General features: G+C 55.0%; 20 protein-coding genes, 7 tRNA genes and 1 rRNA gene. 5 read left to right on the plus strand and 23 right to left on the minus strand.

All coding sequences use genetic code 11. The features are described 5' to 3' along the window. Positions 1-22 precede the first annotated feature (22 nt). The 15 genes from FE783_RS09880 to FE783_RS09950 all read right to left on the minus strand — a co-directional run bounded on the left by FE783_RS09880 (position 23) and on the right by FE783_RS09950 (position 15,534). Entirely contained in the window at positions 23-1,765 is a 1,743-nt protein-coding gene (locus tag FE783_RS09880; RefSeq protein ID WP_138879163.1) for a tetratricopeptide repeat protein, read from the minus strand. A 198-nt stretch (positions 1,766-1,963) separates the two neighbouring features. After that, positions 1,964-2,914, minus strand: coding sequence for a ribose-phosphate diphosphokinase (locus FE783_RS09885; RefSeq protein ID WP_138879164.1), 951 nt, complete (start codon positions 2,912-2,914; stop codon positions 1,964-1,966). Between the two features lie 400 nt (positions 2,915-3,314). Further along, positions 3,315-4,004 (minus strand): bifunctional phosphoribosyl-AMP cyclohydrolase/phosphoribosyl-ATP diphosphatase HisIE, encoded by a 690-nt coding sequence (hisIE, locus tag FE783_RS09890; protein WP_138879165.1) that lies wholly within the window; start codon positions 4,002-4,004, stop codon positions 3,315-3,317. Further along, positions 4,001-4,759 (minus strand): imidazole glycerol phosphate synthase subunit HisF, encoded by a 759-nt coding sequence (hisF, locus tag FE783_RS09895; protein WP_138879166.1) that lies wholly within the window; start codon positions 4,757-4,759, stop codon positions 4,001-4,003. Before hisF ends, hisIE begins: the two co-directional genes overlap by 4 nt. Positions 4,760-4,895: 136 nt before the next feature. Further along, complete coding sequence (gene hisH / locus FE783_RS09900) at positions 4,896-5,498, minus strand: imidazole glycerol phosphate synthase subunit HisH (RefSeq protein ID WP_138879167.1); 603 nt, start codon at positions 5,496-5,498, stop codon at positions 4,896-4,898. A gap of 3 nt (positions 5,499-5,501) precedes the next feature. Next, complete coding sequence (gene hisB / locus FE783_RS09905) at positions 5,502-6,110, minus strand: imidazoleglycerol-phosphate dehydratase HisB (RefSeq protein ID WP_138879168.1); 609 nt, start codon at positions 6,108-6,110, stop codon at positions 5,502-5,504. Then, a complete protein-coding gene (gene hisD, locus FE783_RS09910) occupies positions 6,107-7,399 on the minus strand; it encodes a histidinol dehydrogenase (RefSeq protein WP_138879169.1) in 1,293 nt (430 codons plus the stop codon). Before hisD ends, hisB begins: the two co-directional genes overlap by 4 nt. Positions 7,400-7,418: 19 nt before the next feature. Then, on the minus strand, positions 7,419-8,057 hold the full coding sequence (gene hisG / locus FE783_RS09915) for an ATP phosphoribosyltransferase (protein WP_138879170.1): 639 nt from the start codon (positions 8,055-8,057) through the stop codon (positions 7,419-7,421). A 247-nt stretch (positions 8,058-8,304) separates the two neighbouring features. Then, positions 8,305-9,510, minus strand: a complete 1,206-nt coding sequence (locus FE783_RS09920; RefSeq protein WP_138879171.1) for an ATP phosphoribosyltransferase regulatory subunit — start codon at positions 9,508-9,510, stop codon at positions 8,305-8,307. A 472-nt stretch (positions 9,511-9,982) separates the two neighbouring features. Beyond that, complete coding sequence (locus FE783_RS09925) at positions 9,983-10,471, minus strand: acyltransferase (protein ID WP_138879172.1); 489 nt, start codon at positions 10,469-10,471, stop codon at positions 9,983-9,985. A gap of 14 nt (positions 10,472-10,485) precedes the next feature. Next, positions 10,486-11,124 carry a pyrophosphatase PpaX gene (gene ppaX, locus FE783_RS09930; protein ID WP_138879173.1) on the minus strand — a complete coding sequence of 213 codons (639 nt, stop codon included), beginning with the start codon at positions 11,122-11,124 and terminating at the stop codon, positions 10,486-10,488. Positions 11,125-11,164: 40 nt separating this feature from the next. After that, on the minus strand, positions 11,165-12,109 hold the full coding sequence (gene lgt / locus FE783_RS09935; protein WP_138879174.1) for a prolipoprotein diacylglyceryl transferase: 945 nt from the start codon (positions 12,107-12,109) through the stop codon (positions 11,165-11,167). 36 nt (positions 12,110-12,145) lie between these two features. Then, positions 12,146-13,087 carry an HPr(Ser) kinase/phosphatase gene (hprK, locus tag FE783_RS09940; protein WP_138879175.1) on the minus strand — a complete coding sequence of 314 codons (942 nt, stop codon included), beginning with the start codon at positions 13,085-13,087 and terminating at the stop codon, positions 12,146-12,148. A gap of 153 nt (positions 13,088-13,240) precedes the next feature. Further along, the gene (locus FE783_RS09945) at positions 13,241-14,359 is read right to left on the minus strand and encodes an ABC transporter ATP-binding protein (RefSeq protein ID WP_138879176.1); all 1,119 of its coding nucleotides are present in this window, start codon (positions 14,357-14,359) and stop codon (positions 13,241-13,243) included. Between the two features lie 86 nt (positions 14,360-14,445). Further along, positions 14,446-15,534, minus strand: a complete 1,089-nt coding sequence (locus FE783_RS09950) for a PucR family transcriptional regulator (RefSeq protein ID WP_238402962.1) — start codon at positions 15,532-15,534, stop codon at positions 14,446-14,448. Between the two features lie 242 nt (positions 15,535-15,776). Between FE783_RS09950 and FE783_RS09955 the strand changes: the two genes are divergently transcribed. From FE783_RS09955 to FE783_RS09975, 5 genes are all read left to right on the plus strand, one after another. Further along, the gene (locus tag FE783_RS09955; RefSeq protein WP_138879177.1) at positions 15,777-17,012 is read left to right on the plus strand and encodes a nickel-dependent lactate racemase family protein; all 1,236 of its coding nucleotides are present in this window, start codon (positions 15,777-15,779) and stop codon (positions 17,010-17,012) included. A gap of 40 nt (positions 17,013-17,052) precedes the next feature. Then, on the plus strand, positions 17,053-17,445 hold the full coding sequence (locus FE783_RS09960) for a hypothetical protein (RefSeq protein WP_238402963.1): 393 nt from the start codon (positions 17,053-17,055) through the stop codon (positions 17,443-17,445). Positions 17,446-17,451: 6 nt separating this feature from the next. Next, positions 17,452-18,042: a gluconate 2-dehydrogenase subunit 3 family protein gene (locus tag FE783_RS09965; RefSeq protein WP_138879179.1), complete on the plus strand. Its 591-nt coding sequence runs from the start codon at positions 17,452-17,454 to the stop codon at positions 18,040-18,042. Further along, positions 18,039-19,616 (plus strand): GMC family oxidoreductase, encoded by a 1,578-nt coding sequence (locus FE783_RS09970; RefSeq protein WP_138879180.1) that lies wholly within the window; start codon positions 18,039-18,041, stop codon positions 19,614-19,616. The genes FE783_RS09965 and FE783_RS09970 overlap by 4 nt, the downstream gene beginning before the upstream one ends. An 88-nt stretch (positions 19,617-19,704) precedes the next feature. Then, positions 19,705-20,019 carry an MTH1187 family thiamine-binding protein gene (locus FE783_RS09975; protein WP_138879181.1) on the plus strand — a complete coding sequence of 105 codons (315 nt, stop codon included), beginning with the start codon at positions 19,705-19,707 and terminating at the stop codon, positions 20,017-20,019. A gap of 87 nt (positions 20,020-20,106) precedes the next feature. Here FE783_RS09975 and FE783_RS09980 read toward each other — a convergent pair. The 8 genes from FE783_RS09980 to FE783_RS10015 form a co-directional block, all read right to left on the minus strand. Beyond that, positions 20,107-20,179 (minus strand) — tRNA-Lys (locus tag FE783_RS09980). A 22-nt stretch (positions 20,180-20,201) separates the two neighbouring features. Further along, positions 20,202-20,287, minus strand: a tRNA-Tyr gene (locus FE783_RS09985). A gap of 43 nt (positions 20,288-20,330) precedes the next feature. Next, positions 20,331-20,406 (minus strand) — tRNA-Phe (locus FE783_RS09990). Positions 20,407-20,490: 84 nt separating this feature from the next. Further along, a tRNA-Asp gene (locus tag FE783_RS09995) sits at positions 20,491-20,567 on the minus strand. 57 nt (positions 20,568-20,624) lie between these two features. After that, positions 20,625-20,700, minus strand: a tRNA-Val gene (locus FE783_RS10000). A 9-nt stretch (positions 20,701-20,709) separates the two neighbouring features. Further along, a tRNA-Met gene (locus FE783_RS10005) sits at positions 20,710-20,786 on the minus strand. A gap of 16 nt (positions 20,787-20,802) precedes the next feature. Further along, positions 20,803-20,888: transfer RNA gene (locus FE783_RS10010), tRNA-Ser, on the minus strand. Between the two features lie 81 nt (positions 20,889-20,969). Continuing rightward, a 23S ribosomal RNA gene (locus FE783_RS10015) occupies positions 20,970-21,098 on the minus strand; the annotation flags it as partial.

A 21,098-nucleotide genomic window follows, 5' to 3' on the forward strand; every position in this document is an offset into this window, starting at 1 on the left:
TGTCTCCAGCTTACATTCTTATTTAGAACGGTTCCGAGCTCGACAGCTTCGGAAAAATCGCGTCCATTTTTTCCTTCAAGCCGCATGCCCGATCGATGATTTTAACGTTTTTGCTGACCGTCGTCACCGAGATGCCGTAACGAAGCGACACTTCGTGATACGAAATTTCGCGGCGGTGCATTTTGGCGGTCAAATATTCCAGCGCCGCAGCCCAGCCTTCCACCTTGCCGATCTTGGGCGCGTCCGGGTACACGCGGGTCAGAAACTCCACCCATAACGTCTCCAAATCGTGCTGCTGGATCATGTCGTACCGTTTATCCATTTTGTGAAGCGCGGCTTCCATCACTTCCTGCCATTTGTCTTTCCAAATCGGCAAATTCGGCGACCACGGCGAAGAGGCAAGAGGAGTTTCTCTCCCGTCCAGATTGACGTAGATCGGTTCCTTCGCCCGCATGCTGCGCAAAACGAATATGGCGACCTTCTTCAAATACTCGTCTTCCTCCGGATCGAGCAAAAATTCCCGAAGCGCGTCCTCCACCTCGCTATCGGCGATAATGCCGAACGCTTGGATCACCTGCAGCTTCGTCTCGACGTCTCCATGACGGAGCGCCCAGAAAAACGAAGAGCGAACGAGCGGATCGCGCTTCATATGATCCGGGATGCCGTCGGCGGCTTTCTCCAGTACGCGGAACTGCTCTTCAAACGGCAAATGATAATGGTAGCCGAGCGCCTTCTTGTTCCCGTTCTCCGCTTCCTTCATCTGCTCCAAGTAGTAGCGGGGAATATCCGTCCCGGGATCGAGCTTCTCGACCGTACGCCACAGCTTCTCGGCCTCGGCGTATTTGCCGATATTGCAGGCCGCCACCGCGGTATAGTGGTAAAGGCAAGGGTCAAGCCCGGACTCGCCCGTTTTCAGCAAACGGCGAAACAGCCGGTACGCCGTCTCGTGTTCCGACAAGATGCCCATCGTCGTCGCAAGCTTGAAAATGTGATCGTAATGCATCGGATACGTCTTGCGCAAGCTGAGAAGCAGTTCGTTAAGCTGCTCCTGATCGCCGTTGTGCTGATGGAATATCGCCAGATTGCAGAGGGCATGCAAATTGCCCGGCTCCAGCTCCAGCACCTGCCGGATCGTAGCCAGCGCTTTGTCGAACAAGCCCATATAGTAATAGGCCAGCGCCAAATTGTTACGGGCTGCCAAAAAGTCGGGAGACTTCTTGACCAGCTTCTCCAAAATCCGCACCGCTTCCGAAAACTTCCCTTCCTCCAGCAGCGTACGGGCCTTGTCGTGCTCGAACAATCCTTCGCGGCTCTTGATCGAGGTCAGCTTGGTCGGGCGCTCGAGCTCATAGCCGAGCAGTTCCATCATTTCTTCCGATTCCTCGAGAAAATGGCCGTTCGGATCGTGCTCCAAATAGTAAACGAGCGCTTCTTCCGCCGCCTCATAATTTTCCATATTGGCGTAATTGTTGGCCATATAGAAATAACATTCGGTCATGGTCGGATCGATTTGCTCGACGATTTGCTGCAGTATGCGGTTCGACTCTTCGTAATTTCCCGTTTCCGACAGAACGCCTGCCAGGTTGCAATGGTTGACCGGATTGTCCGGCTCGAACTCGACGGCCCGGCGGAAATATTTCAGCGCCTTATCGTAGCGGTTTCGGTCCAACGAATGGACGGCTCTCTCGAAAAAGAACGTGGCATCCATCTGGACCGTGATGACGTTGCGTTTCTTCGTCTTGGCCACATGCTTTTTCTTTGCCATGCTTCAGGCACCTCCGGCAACTATACTTACCTCAGAGTATATCACACATCGTTTCGATTACCTAGGAGCTGTTACGTGATGCCGCGTCCAGTAAAACATCCCATCTTGTCCGGAAAATACGCGGCAGCTCCTGCTGCTGTACGGCAATATCGCGATGCGCGGCCGCCGGAGACCGAAGCGGTTGAAAGACAGCCCGGCTTATACGCCGCCGTATTTGAACAGCGTGCTGATCGAACCGCCGTCGATGATGATGCGGATCGCATCCGAGAACAGATGAGCGAGAGACAATACTTTGAACCGTTCCGGGTGGCCGTTCGGCAGCGCGATCGAGTCGGTAATGACGACCTCCTGGATATTCGGATGGTCGAGACGCTGCAGAGCCGGTCCGGAGAACACCGGATGGGTCGCGCAGACGAAGCTGTCTTCGGCCCCTCTTTCCTTTAGCCCTTCCACAACTTTGACGATCGTATTCCCCGTATCGATCATGTCTTCGATAATGATCGGAGTGCGGCCTTCCACGTCGCCGATGACGTGGGTGATCGTCGCTTCGTTGTGCGCATGGCGCTTCTTGATCATAATCGCAAAAGGCGCGTTCAGGATGTTGGCCAAGTTTTCCGCCGTGGTGGCGCGTCCGGCATCCGGCGAGACGACGACCGGATTTTTTATTTTTTTGTTGCGGATATAGTCGCTGATCAGATCGAGCGAAGTCATATGGTTAACCGGTATGTTGAAGAACCCTTGGATGGCGGGCGCGTGTAAATCTACCGTTAAAATGCTGTTAGCCCCTGCCGTCGTAAGCAAATCGGCTACGAGCTTGGCGGAAATCGGTTCGCGCGGGGCGGCTTTGCGTTCCTGTCTGGAATAACCATAGTACGGGATGACAAGGTTGATCGTTCTCGCGGATGCCCTCTTGGCCGCATCGATCATGACGAGAAGCTCTACGAAGTGGTCGTTGATCGGATGCGAGAAAGTCTGCACCAGGAAGACGTCGCAGTTGCGGACCGACTCTTCGTACAGGCAGTACACCTCGCCGCTCTTAAAGCGGGACAGCTTGATTTGCCCGAGCGGAATGCCCAACTCGGCGCAAATGCGCTCCGCCAGCTTCGGATTGGACGATCCGGAAAAAATTTTACAATTGTCCTTGTACATGGTTACCTCCTAAAAATGGTTAAAGCCTCTCAGCATAGTTCAACGAAACTTAACTTGACTTGGGGAACGCTTTATAAGTTGTCCAAGTTTATTATACTCCCTCGACATGTTTTTTCAAAAGGATTCGCGCCCGCTTTTCATGAATTCGTCACAAAGTGACGGGTATATCCAGCAGACGACGGGATACGACCGCCTTTTACAGCAGCCTTTATCCAGCAGTTGGATAAACATTGCTCCTCTTCATGGCATGATGGCCTGACGCGAATGTTGTCGAATGTTCTGAATATGATCTGCTTCATGGGGGTAATCGATTCGTCGGGGAGGTTGCTTTGTGAAAAAAAAGACCCGCCTTCTATCCGGTGACCGGGACATGGCAGATCTTGCTCCCTTAAGCGCGGGATCAGTCGCTGATCGCGTATTCGCTTTTCTGCTTCAGATGGCGCCGGGCAAGCTCGGAGAGAAGGTCGTCGAGCGGCAGCTTCTGTTCCCGCAGCAGCACCATCAGATGAAAGATCAAGTCGCTCGCCTCGTAGCGAAGCTCCTCGTGACTGCGGTTTTTGGCCGCGATAATGACCTCGGCCGCTTCTTCTCCGACCTTCTTCAATATTTTGTCGACGCCTTTCTCGAACAAGTACGTCGTATAAGCTCCCTCCGGACGCTCGGCATCTCGCTGTGCAATGATATGCTCCAGCTTCTCGAGAATGTCGAACCGTCCTGCTTGCTGATTCGATCCGCCTGCCGCTCCTTCAGAAGAGGCAATTTCATTGAAGAAGCAGCTATATGCGCCGGTATGGCAAGCCGGACCTGTCTGCTCGACCGTGACGAGCAGCGTGTCGCCGTCGCAATCGTAGCGGAGCGAGCGTACTTTCTGGATATGCCCGCTCGTTGCGCCTTTATGCCACAGCTCGGAACGGGAACGGCTCCAGAACCAAGTTTCCCCGGATTCGACAGTCAGCCTGAGCGATTCCCGGTTCATATAGGCGAGCATGAGCACCTCTTTGCTGACCGCATCCTGAACGATAGCCGGCACGAGTCCTTGTCCGTCCCATTTGACCGCTTCCGCCACCTGCTCGAACGTAAGTCCGCTCATCGGATCTCCACCCCTTTGCCTTTTAAATCTTGTTTGACTTCCTCTATCGTCATTTCTTTATAGTGGAAAATGGTCGCGGCCAATCCGGCGTCGGCTTTTCCTTGCGTGAACACGTCGTAGAAATGCTCCTTCCGTCCCGCGCCGCCCGAGGCGATGACCGGAATGCCCAAGCTTTCCGAAACCGCGCGCGTCAGCTTCAGGTCGAAGCCGTCCTTCGTCCCGTCCGCGTCCATGCTTGTGAGCAATATTTCGCCCGCTCCGAGCCCTTCCACCTGCTGCGCCCATTCGAGCGCCTTGATGCCGGTCGCATTGCGTCCGCCGTGAGTGTATACTTCCCATTCGTCCCATGCTTCATTGTACTTGGCGTCGATCGCCACAACGATGCACTGGGAGCCGAACTTGGCCGCTCCGTCGGCTACCAGGCGCGGATTTTTCACGGCCGCGGTATTGATGCCGATCTTGTCCGCGCCCGCACGAAGCAGCCGCTTCATATCGTCGACGCTTGAGATGCCTCCGCCAACGGTGAACGGGATCGTGATTTCACCGGCCGTTTTCTTCACGACCTCGACCATCGTCGCCCGTCCTTCGAACGAAGCCGATATGTCCAGGAAGACAAGCTCGTCCGCCCCTTCCTTGTCGTAGGCGGCCGCCAGCTCGACGGGATCTCCGGCATCGCGCAGATTGACGAAATTTACGCCTTTTACGACCCGCCCGTCCTTAACGTCCAGACAAGGTATGATTCGTTTCGCTAACATACACTTCTCCCCCGGTTCGCTTCAATTGACGCGTAAGCCCGCGTCGTTTAGGAAATTTAACGGAATAACGTACCAACCTTCTCTCTGACGAGCAGGACTTGCCGGTCCACGAAGCCCCGGATTCCGTTAAAGTTCCTCATTTGCTCAGCGTCAGAAACCGTTCCAGCAGCCGCATGCCCAGCTCGCCGCTTTTCTCCGGATGAAACTGCATGCCGTATACGTTGTCGCGGCCGACAATAGCGGTAACCGCTTGATAATAGTCGGTCGTGGCCAACAGATCGGCCGTCTGCTCGGGAATCGCATGATACGAATGAACGAAGTAGACGTACCCTTCCATAAGCCCCTCCAGCAGCGGCGAAGGCTTGCGGAACGAGAGCTTGTTCCATCCCATATGCGGCACCTTGTAAGGCCCGCGGAACCGGATCACCTTGCCCGGAAGCAAGCTCAGCCCTTCATGGCGTCCGTGCTCCTCGCTCTCCGCGAACAGCAGCTGCATCCCGAGGCAAATGCCGAGCAGCGGCTTGCCGCTCGCCGCATATTGCAATACCGTTTGTTTCAAACCGGTCTCGCGCAAATTGTCCATCGCGTCCCCGAACGCTCCGACTCCGGGCAGGATCGCTCCGCGAGCGGCCATAATCTCTTCCGGATTCGATGTTACGTGCGCTTCATACCCAAGCCGCTCGACGGCTTTGCTTACGCTGTGCAAATTCCCCATGCCGTAATCGATGATGGCGATCACGCTTTAGAGCACTCCTTTCGTGGAGGGAACGCCCTGTACGCGCGGATCGATCGAAGTCGCTTCGTCCAATGCCCGGCCGAGCGCCTTGAAGATTGCCTCCACCATATGGTGCGTATTACGCCCGTAATGGACGATGACATGAAGCGTAATGCGCGCTTCCAACGCGAACTTCCACAGAAATTCGTGCACGAGCTCGGTCGTGAAGCTGCCCACCTGCGCCGACGGGAATTCCGCCCGGTATTCGAGGTGAGGACGGTTGCTAATGTCGATCGCCACTTGCGCGAGCGCCTCGTCCATCGGTACGAACACGTTAGCGTACCGTTTGATGCCACGCTTGTCGCCGAGCGCTTCGCGGAGCGCTTGACCGAGACAGATGCCGATATCTTCGGTCGTATGGTGATCGTCGATCTCGATATCTCCTTCGGCTTCGACGCGAAGGTCGAACTGGCCGTGCTTCGTGAACAAATCGAGCATATGATTCATAAAATGGACGTCTGTCGTTAGTTCCGATTTGCCGGTGCCGTCCACGTTCAACGACAGCTTGATGTTCGTTTCGTTCGTTTTCCGCTCGATGCCGGCCGTACGGGCCGGCCGGTTAGCCATTTCGCTCATGTTCGCTTCCCTTCCTTTTCCAGTCGGACTTGGATCGCTCGCGCATGGGCTTCCAGCCCTTCGTGCTTGGCCATCGTCATAATGTCCTCGCCGTCCCGCAGCAGCGCTTCCTTGCTGTAATGAATAACGCTCGATTTCTTCAAGAAGTCGTCGACGCTGAGCGGCGACGAGAACCGCGCCGTACCGTTGGTCGGCAGAATATGGTTCGGACCGGCGAAGTAGTCGCCGACCGGCTCGGTGCTGTAGGGGCCGAGAAAGATCGCCCCGGCGTTCTCGATCCGCCCGAGCCAGCCGAACGGCTCCCGAACGAGCAGCTCCAAATGCTCGGGAGCAAGCCGATTGGAGGTGGCGACCGCTTCGGCTTCGCTCTCCGCCAGCAGAATCGCGCCGCGTTCCCGGATCGACTTCTCCGCAATTTCTTTGCGAGGCAGCGTCGCGAGCTGGCTCTCCACTTCCGCCCGAACCGCCTCGGCCAGCGTCTGCGAGATCGTGACCAGGATGGAGGAAGCCATCTCGTCATGCTCGGCTTGCGACAGCAGGTCTGCGGCGATGTAAGAAGGGTCCGCGCTGTCGTCCGCCAGCACGAGAATTTCGCTCGGGCCTGCGATGCTGTCGATATCGACGACGCCGTACACATACCGTTTCGCCAGCGCTACATAAATATTGCCCGGGCCGACGATTTTATCGACCGGAGGGATCGTTGCCGTCCCATAAGCGAGCGCTGCAACGGCTTGAGCTCCTCCGACTCTGTACATTTCCCGGATGCCTGCTTCGGCCGCTGCAACCAAAATGTACGGATCGATTCCTTCCTTGCCGCCCGTAGACGCTGGCGTGACCATCACGATCTCGGGTACTCCCGCTACCTGAGCCGGAATAGCGTTCATGAGCACGGAGGACGGATAAGCCGCCTTGCCTCCCGGCACGTACAAACCTACGCGGCGCAGCGGACGGATGATCTGTCCCAGCGTCGTTCCGTCCGCCTGCACGTCCATCCACGAATTGCGCTTCTGCTTCTCGTGAAAGCTGCGGATATTCGCCGCGGCCCGACGCAGCGCCTCGATGAAACGCGGCTCCACGCGATCGTAGGCGGCCGCTATTTCTTGTTCCGTAACCCGGAGCTGGCTCGCCTCCAGCTTTACTTTATCAAAGTTCTCGGTAAACCGCAGCACGGCGGCGTCGCCTTCCGTGCGTACGCGATCGAGAATGTCTCCTACGGTTCTGTTCTGCTCGGGAGTGCCGTATTCCACTTCGCGAGCAAGCTTGAATTCATTGGCCTTCATAATCCGCATCGTGTCTTAAGCCTCCCGTTCATCGCGCGCCGGCGGCGCTAATCGCCGACTGCAGCCGATCGCAAAGCTGCTGGACGGCGCCGTTCTTCATCCGGTAGCTGACCCGGTTCGCGATCAGCCGGCTTGTAATGTCCGCTATTTTCTCCAGTTCCACAAGGCCGTTCTCTCGAATCGTGTTGCCGGTCTCGACCAAGTCGACGATCCGGTCGGCAAGACCGATCAGCGGCGCCAGCTCGACGTTGCCGTTCAGCTTGATCACTTCGACCTGCTGCCCTTTCTCGCGGAAATATTGCGAAGCGACATTCGGGAATTTGCTCGCCACGCGCGGATTCAGCACCGGCTTCCAGTCCGGAAGGCCGATGACGGAAAACCTGCACCGGGCGATGCCCAAGTCGAGCAGCTCGTAAACGTTCCGGTTTTCTTCCATCATGACGTCTTTACCCGCGATCCCGATATCGGCAACTCCGTATTCCACGTAAGTCGGAACGTCAGCGGGCTTCGCCACGATAAATTCCATGCCCATGTCGTGGACGGGAACAATAAACTTCCGCGAATCGTCCAAGTCTTCCGGCAAAGGCAGACCCGCCGCCTGGAACAGCCGGTGTATATGCTTGACGATTCTCCCTTTCGGAATCGCCACCTTCAACAGGTCTTGCATCGTTACCATCCTTTCTTATCGAACTATCGTGAATAACTTGCAAAGAGATGAAGCCGATTAGGTCCGGGGGTGGGAATATGCGCTCCAGCCTCCCGTTGAAATCAGGTTCCTTTTAATAGACTTTGTGGTAGGAACCTGATTTCAAATGAGGCCCGAGTGTGGAAATTGCACCAGGTTTGCGCAATATCCACACTAAAACTTTCCGCCGCATATTTCCCACCCCCGTTTGCGACTCAAGCATCTCTTTTCACTTATTCACGAACTCGATCACTTCGTCGTATCCGCTCACGTCCGATCGATTCTGCACGATGTCCAGCAGCCGTACGCCTGCCTTGGCGGCATCAGCGTCCACCCGCGCCGTCTCGACGATAATGTTCTCGCGCGCACGCAGCCCCTGCGCGCACGCCAACGCTTCTTTCGCTTGACCGGGAACATACAGAACGAGCACGCGGTATGGCTCTTGCGTTTCTTCCAAATCCGCCACTTCCAGCATCCGGTTCGTTTTCAGCGCGAAGCCGGTAGCCGCCGCCGGACGGTCGAACTGCTTCAATAAGTTGTCATAACGCCCCCCGCTGCATACGGGAAAGCCGAGATCCGCCGCATAACCTTCGAAGGTCATGCCGGTATAATAAGTAAAATCGCCGATCATCGTCAAGTCGATCAGCACATGCTCGCTGACGCCGTATGCCTCCAGCACGTCCCACACCTGGCACAAATGCTGAATCGCTTCCTGCGCCATCCGGTCCCGCGACAAGCTGCGCGCCTGCTCGCATATTTCCTGCCCGCCCCGCAGCCGCAGAATTCCTTCCAGCTCCAGACGTACCGAATCGGTCAACTCGTATTTGCGCAGCAGGTCCCGATATCCGACATGGTCGCGCTGCAGCAGCCTTTCCTTCAGCGCGCTCTGTTCTTCTAGCTTGTCGGGCAGCGCCTCCTGGAACAATCCGTTCAGAAACCCGACGTGGCCGAGCGCAATTTTGAAATGGCGGATGCCCGCCGCCTTCAGACTTGCGATGGCAAGCGCCACTACTTCCGCATCCGCATCCGCGGAAGGATCGCCCACAAGCTCTACGCCGGTTTGGAAAAACTCGGCCTCGCGTCCCGCCTCGTCCTCGAACGCGCGGAATACGTTGGAGTGGTAGGACAGGCGCAGCGGGAACGGTTGATCCTTCAACAAGGAAGCGACGACGCGGGCGATCGGAGCCGTTACGTCCGAGCGCAGTACGACGGTCGTTCCTTTCTTGTCCAGCAGCTTGAACAGCTTCCGGTCGGACGTGGAGCTCGCCACCCCGACCGTATCGTAATATTCGAGCGTGGGAGTAATGATTTGCCGGTACCCCCACTTCCGCATGCATTCTAGCACGTTCGTTTCTATGCGCCGCAGCTTGGCGACCGTATCCGGCAAATAGTCTTTGACGCCGGGCGGCTTCTCAAACACTTTCGGTTTCGACATGAGGCACCTCGTTCTATGAATCAGATACTTCATCGCATTAAAGCGATACCATGCTACCATACTACCTAAATAAAGAATGTATTTGTAAGTTTACCATGACGCTACTGCACCGTCAATTGCATTTTCAAAATGTTTTCAATCCTCACGTTTCCGCGGGTTGGACTTGTCACGACGTTGTCGATTGATCCTTCCATACTAGAGCTGGCGGCAAGGAAGGGGCGGGCTTGATCATCCGGGGAACGTTTGTTGCACCGTAGGCTCGCAAGTCGGTTATCTGCAAAAGTGCATCTTGTTTGCGTCATTGGTCCCGTTCCGCTAATTCGCCGGGCCAAGCAAAAAAAACGGCTCCGTTCCGTGAATAACGGAACGGAACCTTCCTCTAAGCCCTTTTGGAGCGCGCGCTGACATGTAAATAACTGAAGTCGAACTTCCGCTTGTGGGCGTACAGAAGGTCCGAACATGCATCGCACGCTTACTCCCCCGCCCGGCGGATGACTTGAAGCGGATTGCCGGCAACGAAGCTGCCCGGCTCCACATCGCGGTGAACGACGGACCCGGCCCCGACGACCGCATGATCGCCGATCGTAACGCCCGGCAAAATCGTCGTATTGGCGCCGATCATCACGTTCGAGCCGATAAACACGTCACCGAGCCGGTATTCGCGTATCAAATATTCATGGGCCAATATCGTCGTGTTGTACCCGATGATCGAATTGGAGCCTACATGGATTTTGTGCGGGAAGAAGACGTCCACCATCACCATCAGCGCAAAAGCCGTATTCTCCCCTACCTCCATGCGCAGCACATTGCGGTAAATCCAGTTTTTGACGGGCAGCGAAGGGCAATAGCGGGTAAACTGGATGAAAATAAAGTTCCGTACCGATTTCCACTTGCTGACCGTCTTATAAATTTGCCAGAGCGCGTTCGGCCCTTCGACCGGGTACCGTTCCGTTCGTCTCACTGTCCGATCCCTCTTTATCCGACGATTTCCAGCAAGTCCCTCATGTCGCGAATGATATAGTCCGGATGGAAAGTCCGCAAGTGATCCTCGCCCTTCAACGACCAGGACACACCGACCGTCTTCACTCCCGCGTCCCGCCCCGCGACGATGTCGTATTTGCTGTCCCCGACCATCAACGTTTCCCGTGGATCGACGTTCAGCTGCTCCAACGCCTTCCGTATCATTTCCGGATCCGGCTTGCCGTTCGCGACGTCATCTATCGTTACGATCGCATCCATATAGGAGTCGATCCCGCACATTTTGAGCCCCATAAGGGTTGTCATCCGCATTTTATTCGTTGCGACGCCCATTCGGATATTTCTGCTCCGCAGCTCGGCCAACACTTCGCGAACATGCGGGAATTCCGCGACCAGCTCGTCATGCTTGTCCAGATTAAACTTCCGGTACTTGACCACAAGCTCGTCCACCTGATCTTTTCCCGTAAAAAACCGCAGCTGCTCCAATAGCGGGAACCCCATATGGGGAATGATCCGCTCCCTCGTATACGGCTGCTCCGTCTCGCCTTCCAGCGTATGCAGAAACGACTGAATGATCAGCTCGTTCGTATCGACAATCGTGCCGTCCAAGTCGAATAGTACAGTCGTGATAGCCAATGTCTCAAATCCTCCCTGACGGTCTCGATTCTCTTCCTGTTCAAATCCCTTCGCCGGCTTCCGATGTCGAGATCGCGGCCGTTTTCGTCGAACGGATCGGATCGGAATAACGCTCCGCGGACCAGCCTTTTTTACGGCGCACGATTATGAGGATAACCGCGGCAATAATGATGAGAATCGCCAGCAATTGCGAAATGCGGACGTTGCCGTAGTCCATAGAACCCGCTTCGAATACGAGATTCATCGGGGACCATAGCGCATTGATCAAGGAAGCGAACCAAGACGGCGCCGTGAACGCCAAACTGTCCGTACGAAGCCCTTCGATAAAAAACCGTCCGATCGAATACCAGATAAAGTAACTGAAAAACAATTCCCCGGAACGAAGAAACGGACGACGGCGCAGCCAGAACAAGAGCAGCAAGCCGACCAGGTTCCAGAGCGATTCGTATAGAAACGTCGGATGGTAAAACTGGCCGTCAATGTACATTTGATCGGTAATCCAATTCGGCAAATGCAGCGTATCGCGCAGGAACGATTCGGACACAGGCCCTCCGTGCGCCTCCTGATTGACGAAATTGCCCCACCGGCCGATCATTTGACCGACGATAAGCGACGGCGCGCAAATGTCCACGATTCTCCAGAAGTTATAGCCTTTCCGGCGAAAATAAATGTAGCCTGCGATAATGGCTCCGATCAACGCCCCGTATATCGCGATGCCGCCGTGCCATATTTGGAATATTTCAAGCAAATTGTTTTTGTACGCATCCCACTTGAACGCGACGTAGTACAGACGGGCGCCGATTATGGCCGAAGGCACGCCGATCAACAGCAGATCCATGAAGAAATCGGGGGAAATGCCGAACCGTTTCCCTTCCATAACCGCGAGCCACAGCCCTACGAGCGCCGCCGAGCCCAATATGATCCCGTACCAGTGCACCGATATCGGCCCCAGCGAGAAAGCGATCGGATCGAGTAAATAAGCCATACTCCATCTCCTTGTGCCATTTTTTTCGCAATACGGTTATTCCGAATCGTCCAAATCTCCCGATATCGACTCGGTCAGCTTGTTCGTAAATTGCAGAGCGGCGTTATATCCCATTCGCTTCAGCCGGTAATTCATTCCCGCCACTTCTATAATGACCGCCAAATTTCGTCCGGGACGAACCGGTATCGTGACGAGCGGCAAATCGGTATCGATGATGCGGGTCAGCTCCTCATCCAGTCCGAGCCTATCGTACTCCTTGTCCTGCTGCCAAGTTTCGAGCCGGATGACAAGCGATATTTTCTTATTGGTCCGGATCGCTCCCGCCCCAAATAGCGTCATGACGTTAATGATGCCGACACCGCGGATTTCCAGCAAATGCTTGATCAAATCCGGCGCATTGCCGATCAGCACGTGATCCGGGGTTTGGTGAATCTCGACCGCATCGTCGGCGATGAGCCGATGTCCGCGCTTGACCAATTCCAGGGCCGTTTCGCTTTTGCCGATACCGCTGCTGCCGGTAATGAGCATTCCGATACCGTATACTTCGACAAGCACCCCGTGTATCGTAGTCGTCGGCGCCAGCTTGTTTTCCAGAAAATCGGTAATCCGGCTGACGAGCGTCGTAGTCGCCAAAGGACTGCGCAGCACCGGCAAGCCTTGCTCGCCCGCTTCCCGGATCAGCTCCTCCGGGACATTTTGCCCGCGGGTCACGATCATGCAAGGGGTTTCCTCTTCCTTGCACAGCCTCGTAATCCGATCGCGCCGTTCCTCGGCAGATAGCGTCTCGAAAAACGTCAGCTCCGTCCGCCCCAATATTTGCACGCGTTCCCGGGGATGATAAGCGAAATATCCAGCCATCTCCAAGCCGGGCCGATACATGTCCGCTACTTTAATAAGCCGCCCTAGCCCTTCTTCTCCGGTCACGACCTCCAGGTGAAAATTACGAACGAGGTCGGAAACTTTCGTCTTTTTCCCCATTGCCTGACGTCTCCTTTATGTTCCAATGTTTTCATGGTAATGGAAATGCGGTGCGAAAGCAACCTTCACATGCGTATATATGACGGGCAACCGCAACGAGCGGCCGGAAAAGCAAAAAGACCGACGCTGCCGTCGGCCTTCCTGAATGATCGATTAAATCAATACGTTTGCTTCGGTTTCTTTATCGAAAATATGAATTTTGTTCATATCCACGGCAAGCTTGATCGTCATGCCTTCTTTAAAGCCGGAACGGCCGTCTACACGGGCTACGATGGATTGCGTACCGAGGCCGCTCAAGTGCAGTTGAACTTCGTGACCCAAATTCTCGGCCACTTCGATCGTTGCGCTGACATGGCTTTCCGGGGAGCTTTCCAGGAAAATCGGCTCATCGTGCAGGTCTTCCGGACGGACGCCGAACACGACTTCTTTGTTGATGTAGCCGCCATCGCGAAGAATTTGCGCTTTGCCCTCAGGCAGAACGACGTCGATGCCTTGTCCTTTGAAGTGGACTTTGCCGCCGCTTTCCGAAAGCGAACCGTTGATAAAGTTCATCGCAGGCGATCCGATAAAGCCGGCAACATACATATTCATCGGGAAGTTGTAAATTTCTTCCGGCGAAGCCGCTTGTTGGATAACGCCTTGGTGCATAACGACGATGCGGTCGCCCATGGTCATGGCTTCCGTCTGGTCATGCGTTACGTATACTACGGTCGTTTCCAAACGTTTCGCCAGCTTGCTGATCTCGGCGCGCATCTGTACGCGCAGCTTGGCGTCCAAGTTGGAGAGAGGTTCGTCCATCAGGAACACTTGCGGATCGCGGACGATGGCGCGGCCCAAGGCTACCCGTTGGCGCTGACCGCCGGAGAGAGCTTTCGGCTTGCGGTCGAGCAATACTTCGATATCGAGAATTTTGGCCGCTTCGCGCACGCGTGCGTCGATTTCGGCTTTTTTGAATTTGCGCAGTTTCAGACCGAACGCCATGTTTTGATAAACGTTCATGTGCGGATACAAAGCGTAGGATTGGAATACCATCGCGATGTCGCGGTCTTTCGGAGCGACGTCGTTGACGAGGCGGTCGCCGATGAACAGTTCGCCGGACGTAATTTCTTCCAGACCTGCAATCATACGGAGCGTTGTCGATTTTCCACACCCGGAAGCACCTACAAGCACGAGGAACTCTTTGTCCTTGATCTCCAGATTGAAGTCTTTAACGGTAGCTTCTGCGGCACCGGGATATTTTTTTACGATATGATTCAAACGTAAGCCTGCCATGGATCATTCCTCCTAGTATTCATATTCCACAGCTTTATATTAACCTACGGCCCGTTTCATGACTATGCACATTGTTTACAAAAAAATCACGCTCTTTTCGTTACTTTGTACAATAGGAGCGCAACATGCACCAATAACGCATGATGGAACGTGCGGACATCCAGCCCCGTTTCCTGCTTGAACTTGTCCAACCGGTACAGCAGCGTGTTTCGGTGGATGAACAGCTTCTTGGCCGTTTCGCTCACGCTGCAGTCGAGCGCGATAAACTGCTCGAGCGTCGTCATCATCTCCGCATCCTTCAGCAAGTCCATCCGCTTCAGCACGCGCTCCAGAAACAGTTGCTTCTGTTCTTCGCCGATCGGATGGAGCAGCTTCTCCAGCTGCAGCCTCCAGGGCATATGAATGTTGTCCGCAACATGATACGTCCGTCCGAGCGTCATCGCTTCCCGCAGTTTGGATACGGACGCCAGCAGCGATTTGGCCGGCTGCATCGGGTAGTCGACCGCGATTTGGCATTCCCCTACCCATTCGGTCACGAGCATCTCGTGCAGTGCGTCGCCGAGAGAAGCAAGCATATCCTCCGCCGTTTCTTCTTCCCCTTCTCCGCCTTCCTGCAGAAGCGATTCCGGCCCGAGAACGAGCCACTCTTTATCCAACAGCGGAATGAGCACGATTTCCCCGTCGAAGAAATGGACAAGCAGCTTTTTCAAGTCCTGATACGTCGCCTTTCGCTGGTCCGAATAATCACCGTATACAAGAAGCGGGATTTTGGGTGCATATAGCGCAAAGTTAGCAGCCAGCGAGTCCGGGAGCTCCGCGTCGGTAATTCCCTGCTCCAGCTGCTGGGCAATCCAGGACCGGATCTGATGCGATTTACGCTCGTCCTCCGAATGAACTTGCGGGGCGCTCCGTTTTTCCTGCATCCGGTACGCTTCCAGCATCAGCTCGATCAATTGCTTCTCGTTCGGGGTCAGTAACGGCTCGTCTACCGATACGGCTTGAACATGCCCCCCGTCTTTATATAGAAAAAAATAGTATCTGTCTTCGATGACGCGGCTTTTCCCCGCATCGTCCTCCGCGGACCGGTTCCACTTGGCGGCAGGTATCCGTTCGCGCCGGAATTCGGTGCCGAGTATTTGCTCTGCTTGCTGCTTGATCCGATCCCACATCACCATGATGAAATTTCCCCCCAGACCGACATCACATTTTTCGCGTTACATGTGATATACATTCATGATACACGTTTTGCAAAGGGATGGAAACCTGACACGCTTCGTCAGAAGCCTCCGCCGTTCGGCCGGTTGTCTTGATTAATCGCCAGACGGAACTATTTTTTCGGTTTAGTAAAGCAGGCGAATGGAAATAATTTTCTTATTCCAACTTTTCGATAGCAGACTGAAGAAAGAAGGTAAGCTCGATATTATTCCCATACGGTAAACAATTCGTTGACGTAAAGATCGACTGCCCGAATACGCCCGCGATCCTCGATTATGAGTCGGCGGCGGGGGCTTCGCCGGATCGGATCATCCTTGAAGCACTGAATCATCCCGTAGCGGGAAAACCTCTTCATGAATTAGCCGCAGACTTCAAACGCGCCGTCATTCTGATTAGCGACGGTACGCGGTTATGCCCGAGCCGCTTATTTCTGCCCGCTCTTCTTGGAGCGTTGAATCATGGGGGTATTCAAGACGACCGGATTCGAATCGTCGTAGCGCTGGGCTTGCATCGGAAACATACCGATACGGAATTACAGCAACTCGTAGGCGATGAAATTTTCCGTCGTGTCCCTGTGATCAATCATTCCGCACTGCCCGAGGATTGTGTCGCCTTGGGCACGACCAGCCGCGGAACGCCGATCGAGATCAATCGCCTCGTAGTCGAAGCCGATTTGCTCATAGCTACGGGCAATATCGAACCTCACCGTCTGGTCGGGGTATCCGGCGGCGTCAAAGCGCTCATTCCGGGTACCGCATCGAAACGATGCATCGAAGCGAATCATGCACTGTCCCAGCGCTATAAAGCCGCTCTAGGAGACCCTGACAATCCGATTCACCGCGATCTGGAGGAAGTGCTCGACTATGTGCCGATCCATTTTCTGTTCAACGTTATCGCCAACCATCGGCAAGAGCTGCTTGAGGCTTACTCGGGTGAGCTTATCCCCACTCACCGGCGCGGACTCGAAGCCGCCCGGAAACGTTTTTTCGTGCCCGTAACCAAGCAGTATGACATCCTATTGGCCTCTACGGGGGGCTTCCCTAAAGATTTGCAGCTGTATCAAGCGATCAAGACGCTGCAAAACGCCTCCGCCTTTACTAAGCCCGGAGGCTCGATCGTGCTGCTCGCTCGCTGCGAAGAGCTGTTCGGCAACGGCATTTTCCAGTATTGGATCGAGACGATCCGGGACCGGGCGACGATACTGCGCAAATTGAACGAGAAATTCGTAATGGGCGCCCATAAAGTCGCGCAAATCGACCAAATCTTGTCCAAACATACCGTTTATTTGTATTCCGATATGCCCGAACCGCTTACGGAACTGGCAGGCTTTACTCCGGTTCGCGACTTGGCGCAGCTGGTTGCGGGCGTCATCCATAATGAAAACTGCGAGGTGGCCTTGATGCCGCACGGCGCACTGACTTTCCCGGCACCGGAATGAAAAAGGGTGGCCGCTATTTATCCATATGGAGGGATGTCACTTGTATTGGGATGCTTGGTCTTTAGACCGCTTTTTGATTTTTTTCGTGAGCGTCGCTTTCGTATTGATCGGCGGTCAAGTCACGATGTTTCATTACCGGCAAAATTTCCACCATAAATCGATGTGGGTTCCGGTCGTATCGGCACCCTTCTTTTTCGTGACGGGACTCGCGCTGACGTTCTATAACGCCGGCTGGCTGCGGCTGCTGTTCACGCTTTTTATGGCCATGGGCGTGCTTGACGGCCTCGTCGGCGTCTATTTTCATGCCAAAGGCGTCCGTCTGCGGGTCGGCGGCTGGGCTATGCGCAACTTTCTGATCGGCCCTCCGGTCATCCTCCCGTTTCTGTTTACGGCCATCAGCGCACTCGGGATTATCGCAATTTTTTGGAGGTGACCGTTCATGAAGAAGAGCCGGTATCCGGATTACGACGTGATGAGCGAGCAAGAAGCATGGGACCGACACTCCCGATCGATCGTCTCGTCCCGCTTGGAAAGCGTACACGGGTATAAATCGCTGACTTTAATGGAGGCCGAAATGCTTCGCGCCATTTGCTCGTCCTTGGCGGGCGACAATCGGACCGATATCATTCAGTTCGTGCTCGGCCATATCGACCGCTCCCTGGACGCCCAGACAGGCGAAAGCGAACGGAAGCCGTCCGTCCCCAAAGCCGGCGACTTGCTCCGAAGCGGGATGAAACGTTTGAATCAATGGTCCGTGTCCGAGTATAAGCATCCGTTTATCGATTTGACCGAAACGGAGCAGTTGACGATCATAACCGCCCTGAGCGAAGGCAAGCTCCCGCTTAGCGGGGATTTGGATTTTCCGCAAAAAGCGTTTTTCAACCGTTTGTTAAGCTGGACGGTTGAATCGTACTATTCTCACCCTACCGTATGGTCGGAAATCGGATATGGCGGCCCCGCCTATCCGCGGGGATACGTTCGGGCAAATATCGGTCAGTTGGACCCTTGGGAGGCGAAACCGGATACATGACGCTGCAGCGCAAATATGCACATGATGAAGTGGACGCCGTCATAGTAGGGGCCGGAGCCGCCGGCGGCGTGCTGGCCAAAGACTTGAGCGAAGCGGGCATGCGCGTGGTCGTCTTGGAGGCCGGGCCGTTCCGAGACCCGCAGCACGATTTTGCGAGCGATGAATTAGCCATGAAATCGTTGGGTTGGGAGGACACCCGCCTAGTGGATGGAGCGGATCCGCTCAAGATGGGCCATAACAACTCAGGCCGCGGTGTCGGAGGAGGTACGACTCATTTTACCGGAGTGTTCGTCCGGTTTCACGATTCCGATTTCCGCTCACGCACGCTGGACGGGGTCGGGGAAGATTGGCCGATCGGCTACGCCGATCTGGAACCGTATTATGCCAAAATCGAGAAAGAAATCGCCGTCTCCGGTCCGAAGCATTTCCCGTGGGGCAATTACAACGGGCCTTACCCTTACCCGGAACGCGAACCGTTAAGCCCGAACGCTTATATGTTCATGAACGGCTGCGACAAGCTCGGCATTCGTTCGGTCGTGGCGCCTTTGGCCATTTTATCCGCTCCGTTCGAAGGGCGCCCTCCCTGTATCAATCGGGGCTTCTGCAACCAAGGCTGCATGCCGAATGCCAAATTCAGCACATTGATCGTACATATTCCGAAAGCGATCGCCGCCGGTGCCGAAGTGCTTGCCGACTGCATGGTCACCCGTGTGCAAATGAACGATGCCGGACGGGCCACAGGCGTCGAGTTCATCCATAACGGCCAGACGTATGTGCAGAAAGCCCGCATCGTCATCGTGTCGGCCTACGCCGTCGAGACGCCTCGACTGCTCTTGAATTCCGCCACTTCCCAATTTCCCGACGGACTGGCCAACCGGAGCGGTTGGGTCGGCAAAGCGATCATGACACACAGCAGCCAGGACGTTTATGCCAAATTCGAACAGGAAATCCGTTTATATAAAGGAACGCCGGTTCTTGCGACAACGCAGGACTTTTATGAAACCGACAAAAACAACGATTTTGTACGCGGTTATTCGCTGCATGCTCACGGCGCCCGGCCGGTCGGCTTCGCTAACGGCATTTCGCAATCGGAACAAGGCCCCGTCTGGGGGCAGCGTCTGCGGGGTACCATTTTGGATTACAATTTGTACGGCAGAGTCACGATGGTCGGCGAAGTGCTTCCCTCTGAATCCAATCGGGTGACGCTTGCCGCAGAGAAGGATCAATACGGGTTACCAAGGGCTCATGTATCGTTCAGCTATGGCGATAACGATCGCAAGCTGATCGATCATGCTGTCGGCACGATGAGCTCCATATTACGGGCAGCCGGCGGAACCGTGGAGTACGTAGTACCCGATACGGCGCATCTTATGGGAGGCTGCCGGATGGGGAGCGATCCCGAGGCGTCCGTTGCCAACTCCTATGGCCAAACTCACGACATCCCGAATTTATTCGTATGCGATGCCAGTCTCTTCGTAACGTCGGGAGCCGGCAATCCGACCAATACGGTTATGGCATTAGCTACCCGCACGGCGGAGTTCATCCGGCAGGGAGCGAAGCGGCTCGAGCTGTAGTTTGCATTGGCCAAAGGCTGGGTATCCGATTACAATACGGTATATAGGCTTAATTCGCCAATACTGGATGTTGCGGGAGGGAAGAAGCATGCCGATCGTTGAAGTCACGATTGTTCCGGTTGGCACGGGAACAACCAGCTTGAGCCGTTATGTGGCGGATATGCAAAACTTGCTGGAGCAGGCGCGCGAGCCGATCCATTATCAGCTTACCCCGATGAGCACCATTATCGAAGGGGAACTGACGGATTTACTGGAGGTCGTACGCAGACTGCACGAAAGTCCTTTTGTCCAAGGAGCGGACCGGGTGTGTACCACGATCAAAATAGACGACCGCCGGGACCGCCCATCCTCCATGGAACAAAAAATGAAGTCGGTCGCCGACCGGCTGCAATCGTCAACGTAACAAAAGAGAAGGTCCTCCCGAGCAGTCGATGCGGGGAAGGACCTTCTTCAAATTAAAAAAACCTTTCCGCAACGGGAAAGGTTTCGATGAGCCATGTAGGACTCGAACCTACGACACCCTGATTAAAAGTCAGGTGCTCTACCAACTGAGCTAATGGCTCACATTTGAGTAAGCTTGATAAATGGTGGAGGCTGATGGATTCGAACCACCGAACTCGTCAGAGAACAGATTTACAGTCTGCTGCGTTTGGCCACTTCGCTAAGCCTCCATATTGAAATGTCCCGTGCCGTTTGCGGCATTTTGGACATACATGGTGGCTCGGGACGGAATCGAACCGCCGACACGAGGATTTTCAGTCCTCTGCTCTACCGACTGAGCTACCGAGCCGTATGTAGTTAAGTTAGTGTCTTCACGGTCCCCGAAAGTAATCGGAGTCGACTTCGAAGCTTTACTTCACTTTTTGGGGTAAAGTGGCGGAGCTGACGGGATTCGAACCCGCGGTCTCCTGCGTGACAGGCAGGCATGTTAGGCCTCTACACCACAGCTCCAAGTTGCTGGTCTTTCTATAATTCCCGGCAAGCCAAACGGCCATGCTAGGAAAACGATGGTGGACGCTGACGGGATCGAACCGCCGACCCTCTGCTTGTAAGGCAGATGCTCTCCCGGCTGAGCTAAGCGTCCTAATGAAGTTGGTAGCGGCGGAGGGAGTCGAACCCACGACCTCACGGGTATGAACCGTACGCTCTAGCCAGCTGAGCTACACCGCCATAAATCAGGTTAAAACGGAGAGAGAGGGATTCGAACCCTCGCGGCTGTTACACCCTAACGCTTTAGCAAAGCGCCCCCTTCGGCCTCTTGGGTACCTCTCCATAATTATTCCCTGAAAACTGAATGCGAAACGAATCGAGTTGAAGCTGGAATCGAGCGCCCCGGGGGTTTACCGGGGCTAGTTGGATAAGCCCTCGACCGATTAGTATTCGTCAGCTGCACGCGTTGCCGCGCTTCCACCCCGAACCTATCAACCTGGTCGTCTACCAGGGGTCTTACGAATTGGGAAATCTCATCTTGAGGGGGGCTTC

The sequence above is a fragment of the Paenibacillus mesophilus genome, assembly GCF_005938385.1.
GTDB lineage: Bacteria > Bacillota > Bacilli > Paenibacillales > NBRC-103111 > Paenibacillus_AB > Paenibacillus_AB mesophilus.

Coding starts and splice junctions, on each gene's coding strand:
- FE783_RS09880 (WP_138879163.1), bottom strand. CDS start 1,765: ATGGCAAAGAAAAAGCATGTGGCCAAGACGAAGAAACGCAACGTCATC.
- FE783_RS09885 (WP_138879164.1), bottom strand. CDS start 2,914: ATGTACAAGGACAATTGTAAAATTTTTTCCGGATCGTCCAATCCGAAG.
- hisIE (WP_138879165.1), bottom strand. CDS start 4,004: ATGAGCGGACTTACGTTCGAGCAGGTGGCGGAAGCGGTCAAATGGGAC.
- hisF (WP_138879166.1), bottom strand. CDS start 4,759: ATGTTAGCGAAACGAATCATACCTTGTCTGGACGTTAAGGACGGGCGG.
- hisB (WP_138879168.1), bottom strand. CDS start 6,110: ATGAGCGAAATGGCTAACCGGCCGGCCCGTACGGCCGGCATCGAGCGG.
- hisD (WP_138879169.1), bottom strand. CDS start 7,399: ATGCGGATTATGAAGGCCAATGAATTCAAGCTTGCTCGCGAAGTGGAA.
- hisG (WP_138879170.1), bottom strand. CDS start 8,057: ATGCAAGACCTGTTGAAGGTGGCGATTCCGAAAGGGAGAATCGTCAAG.
- FE783_RS09920 (WP_138879171.1), bottom strand. CDS start 9,510: ATGTCGAAACCGAAAGTGTTTGAGAAGCCGCCCGGCGTCAAAGACTAT.
- lgt (WP_138879174.1), bottom strand. CDS start 12,109: ATGGCTTATTTACTCGATCCGATCGCTTTCTCGCTGGGGCCGATATCG.
- hprK (WP_138879175.1), bottom strand. CDS start 13,087: ATGGGGAAAAAGACGAAAGTTTCCGACCTCGTTCGTAATTTTCACCTG.
- FE783_RS09945 (WP_138879176.1), bottom strand. CDS start 14,359: ATGGCAGGCTTACGTTTGAATCATATCGTAAAAAAATATCCCGGTGCC.
- FE783_RS09950 (WP_238402962.1), bottom strand. CDS start 15,534: ATGGTGATGTGGGATCGGATCAAGCAGCAAGCAGAGCAAATACTCGGC.
- FE783_RS09965 (WP_138879179.1), top strand. CDS start 17,452: ATGAAGAAGAGCCGGTATCCGGATTACGACGTGATGAGCGAGCAAGAA.
- FE783_RS09970 (WP_138879180.1), top strand. CDS start 18,039: ATGACGCTGCAGCGCAAATATGCACATGATGAAGTGGACGCCGTCATA.
- FE783_RS09975 (WP_138879181.1), top strand. CDS start 19,705: ATGCCGATCGTTGAAGTCACGATTGTTCCGGTTGGCACGGGAACAACC.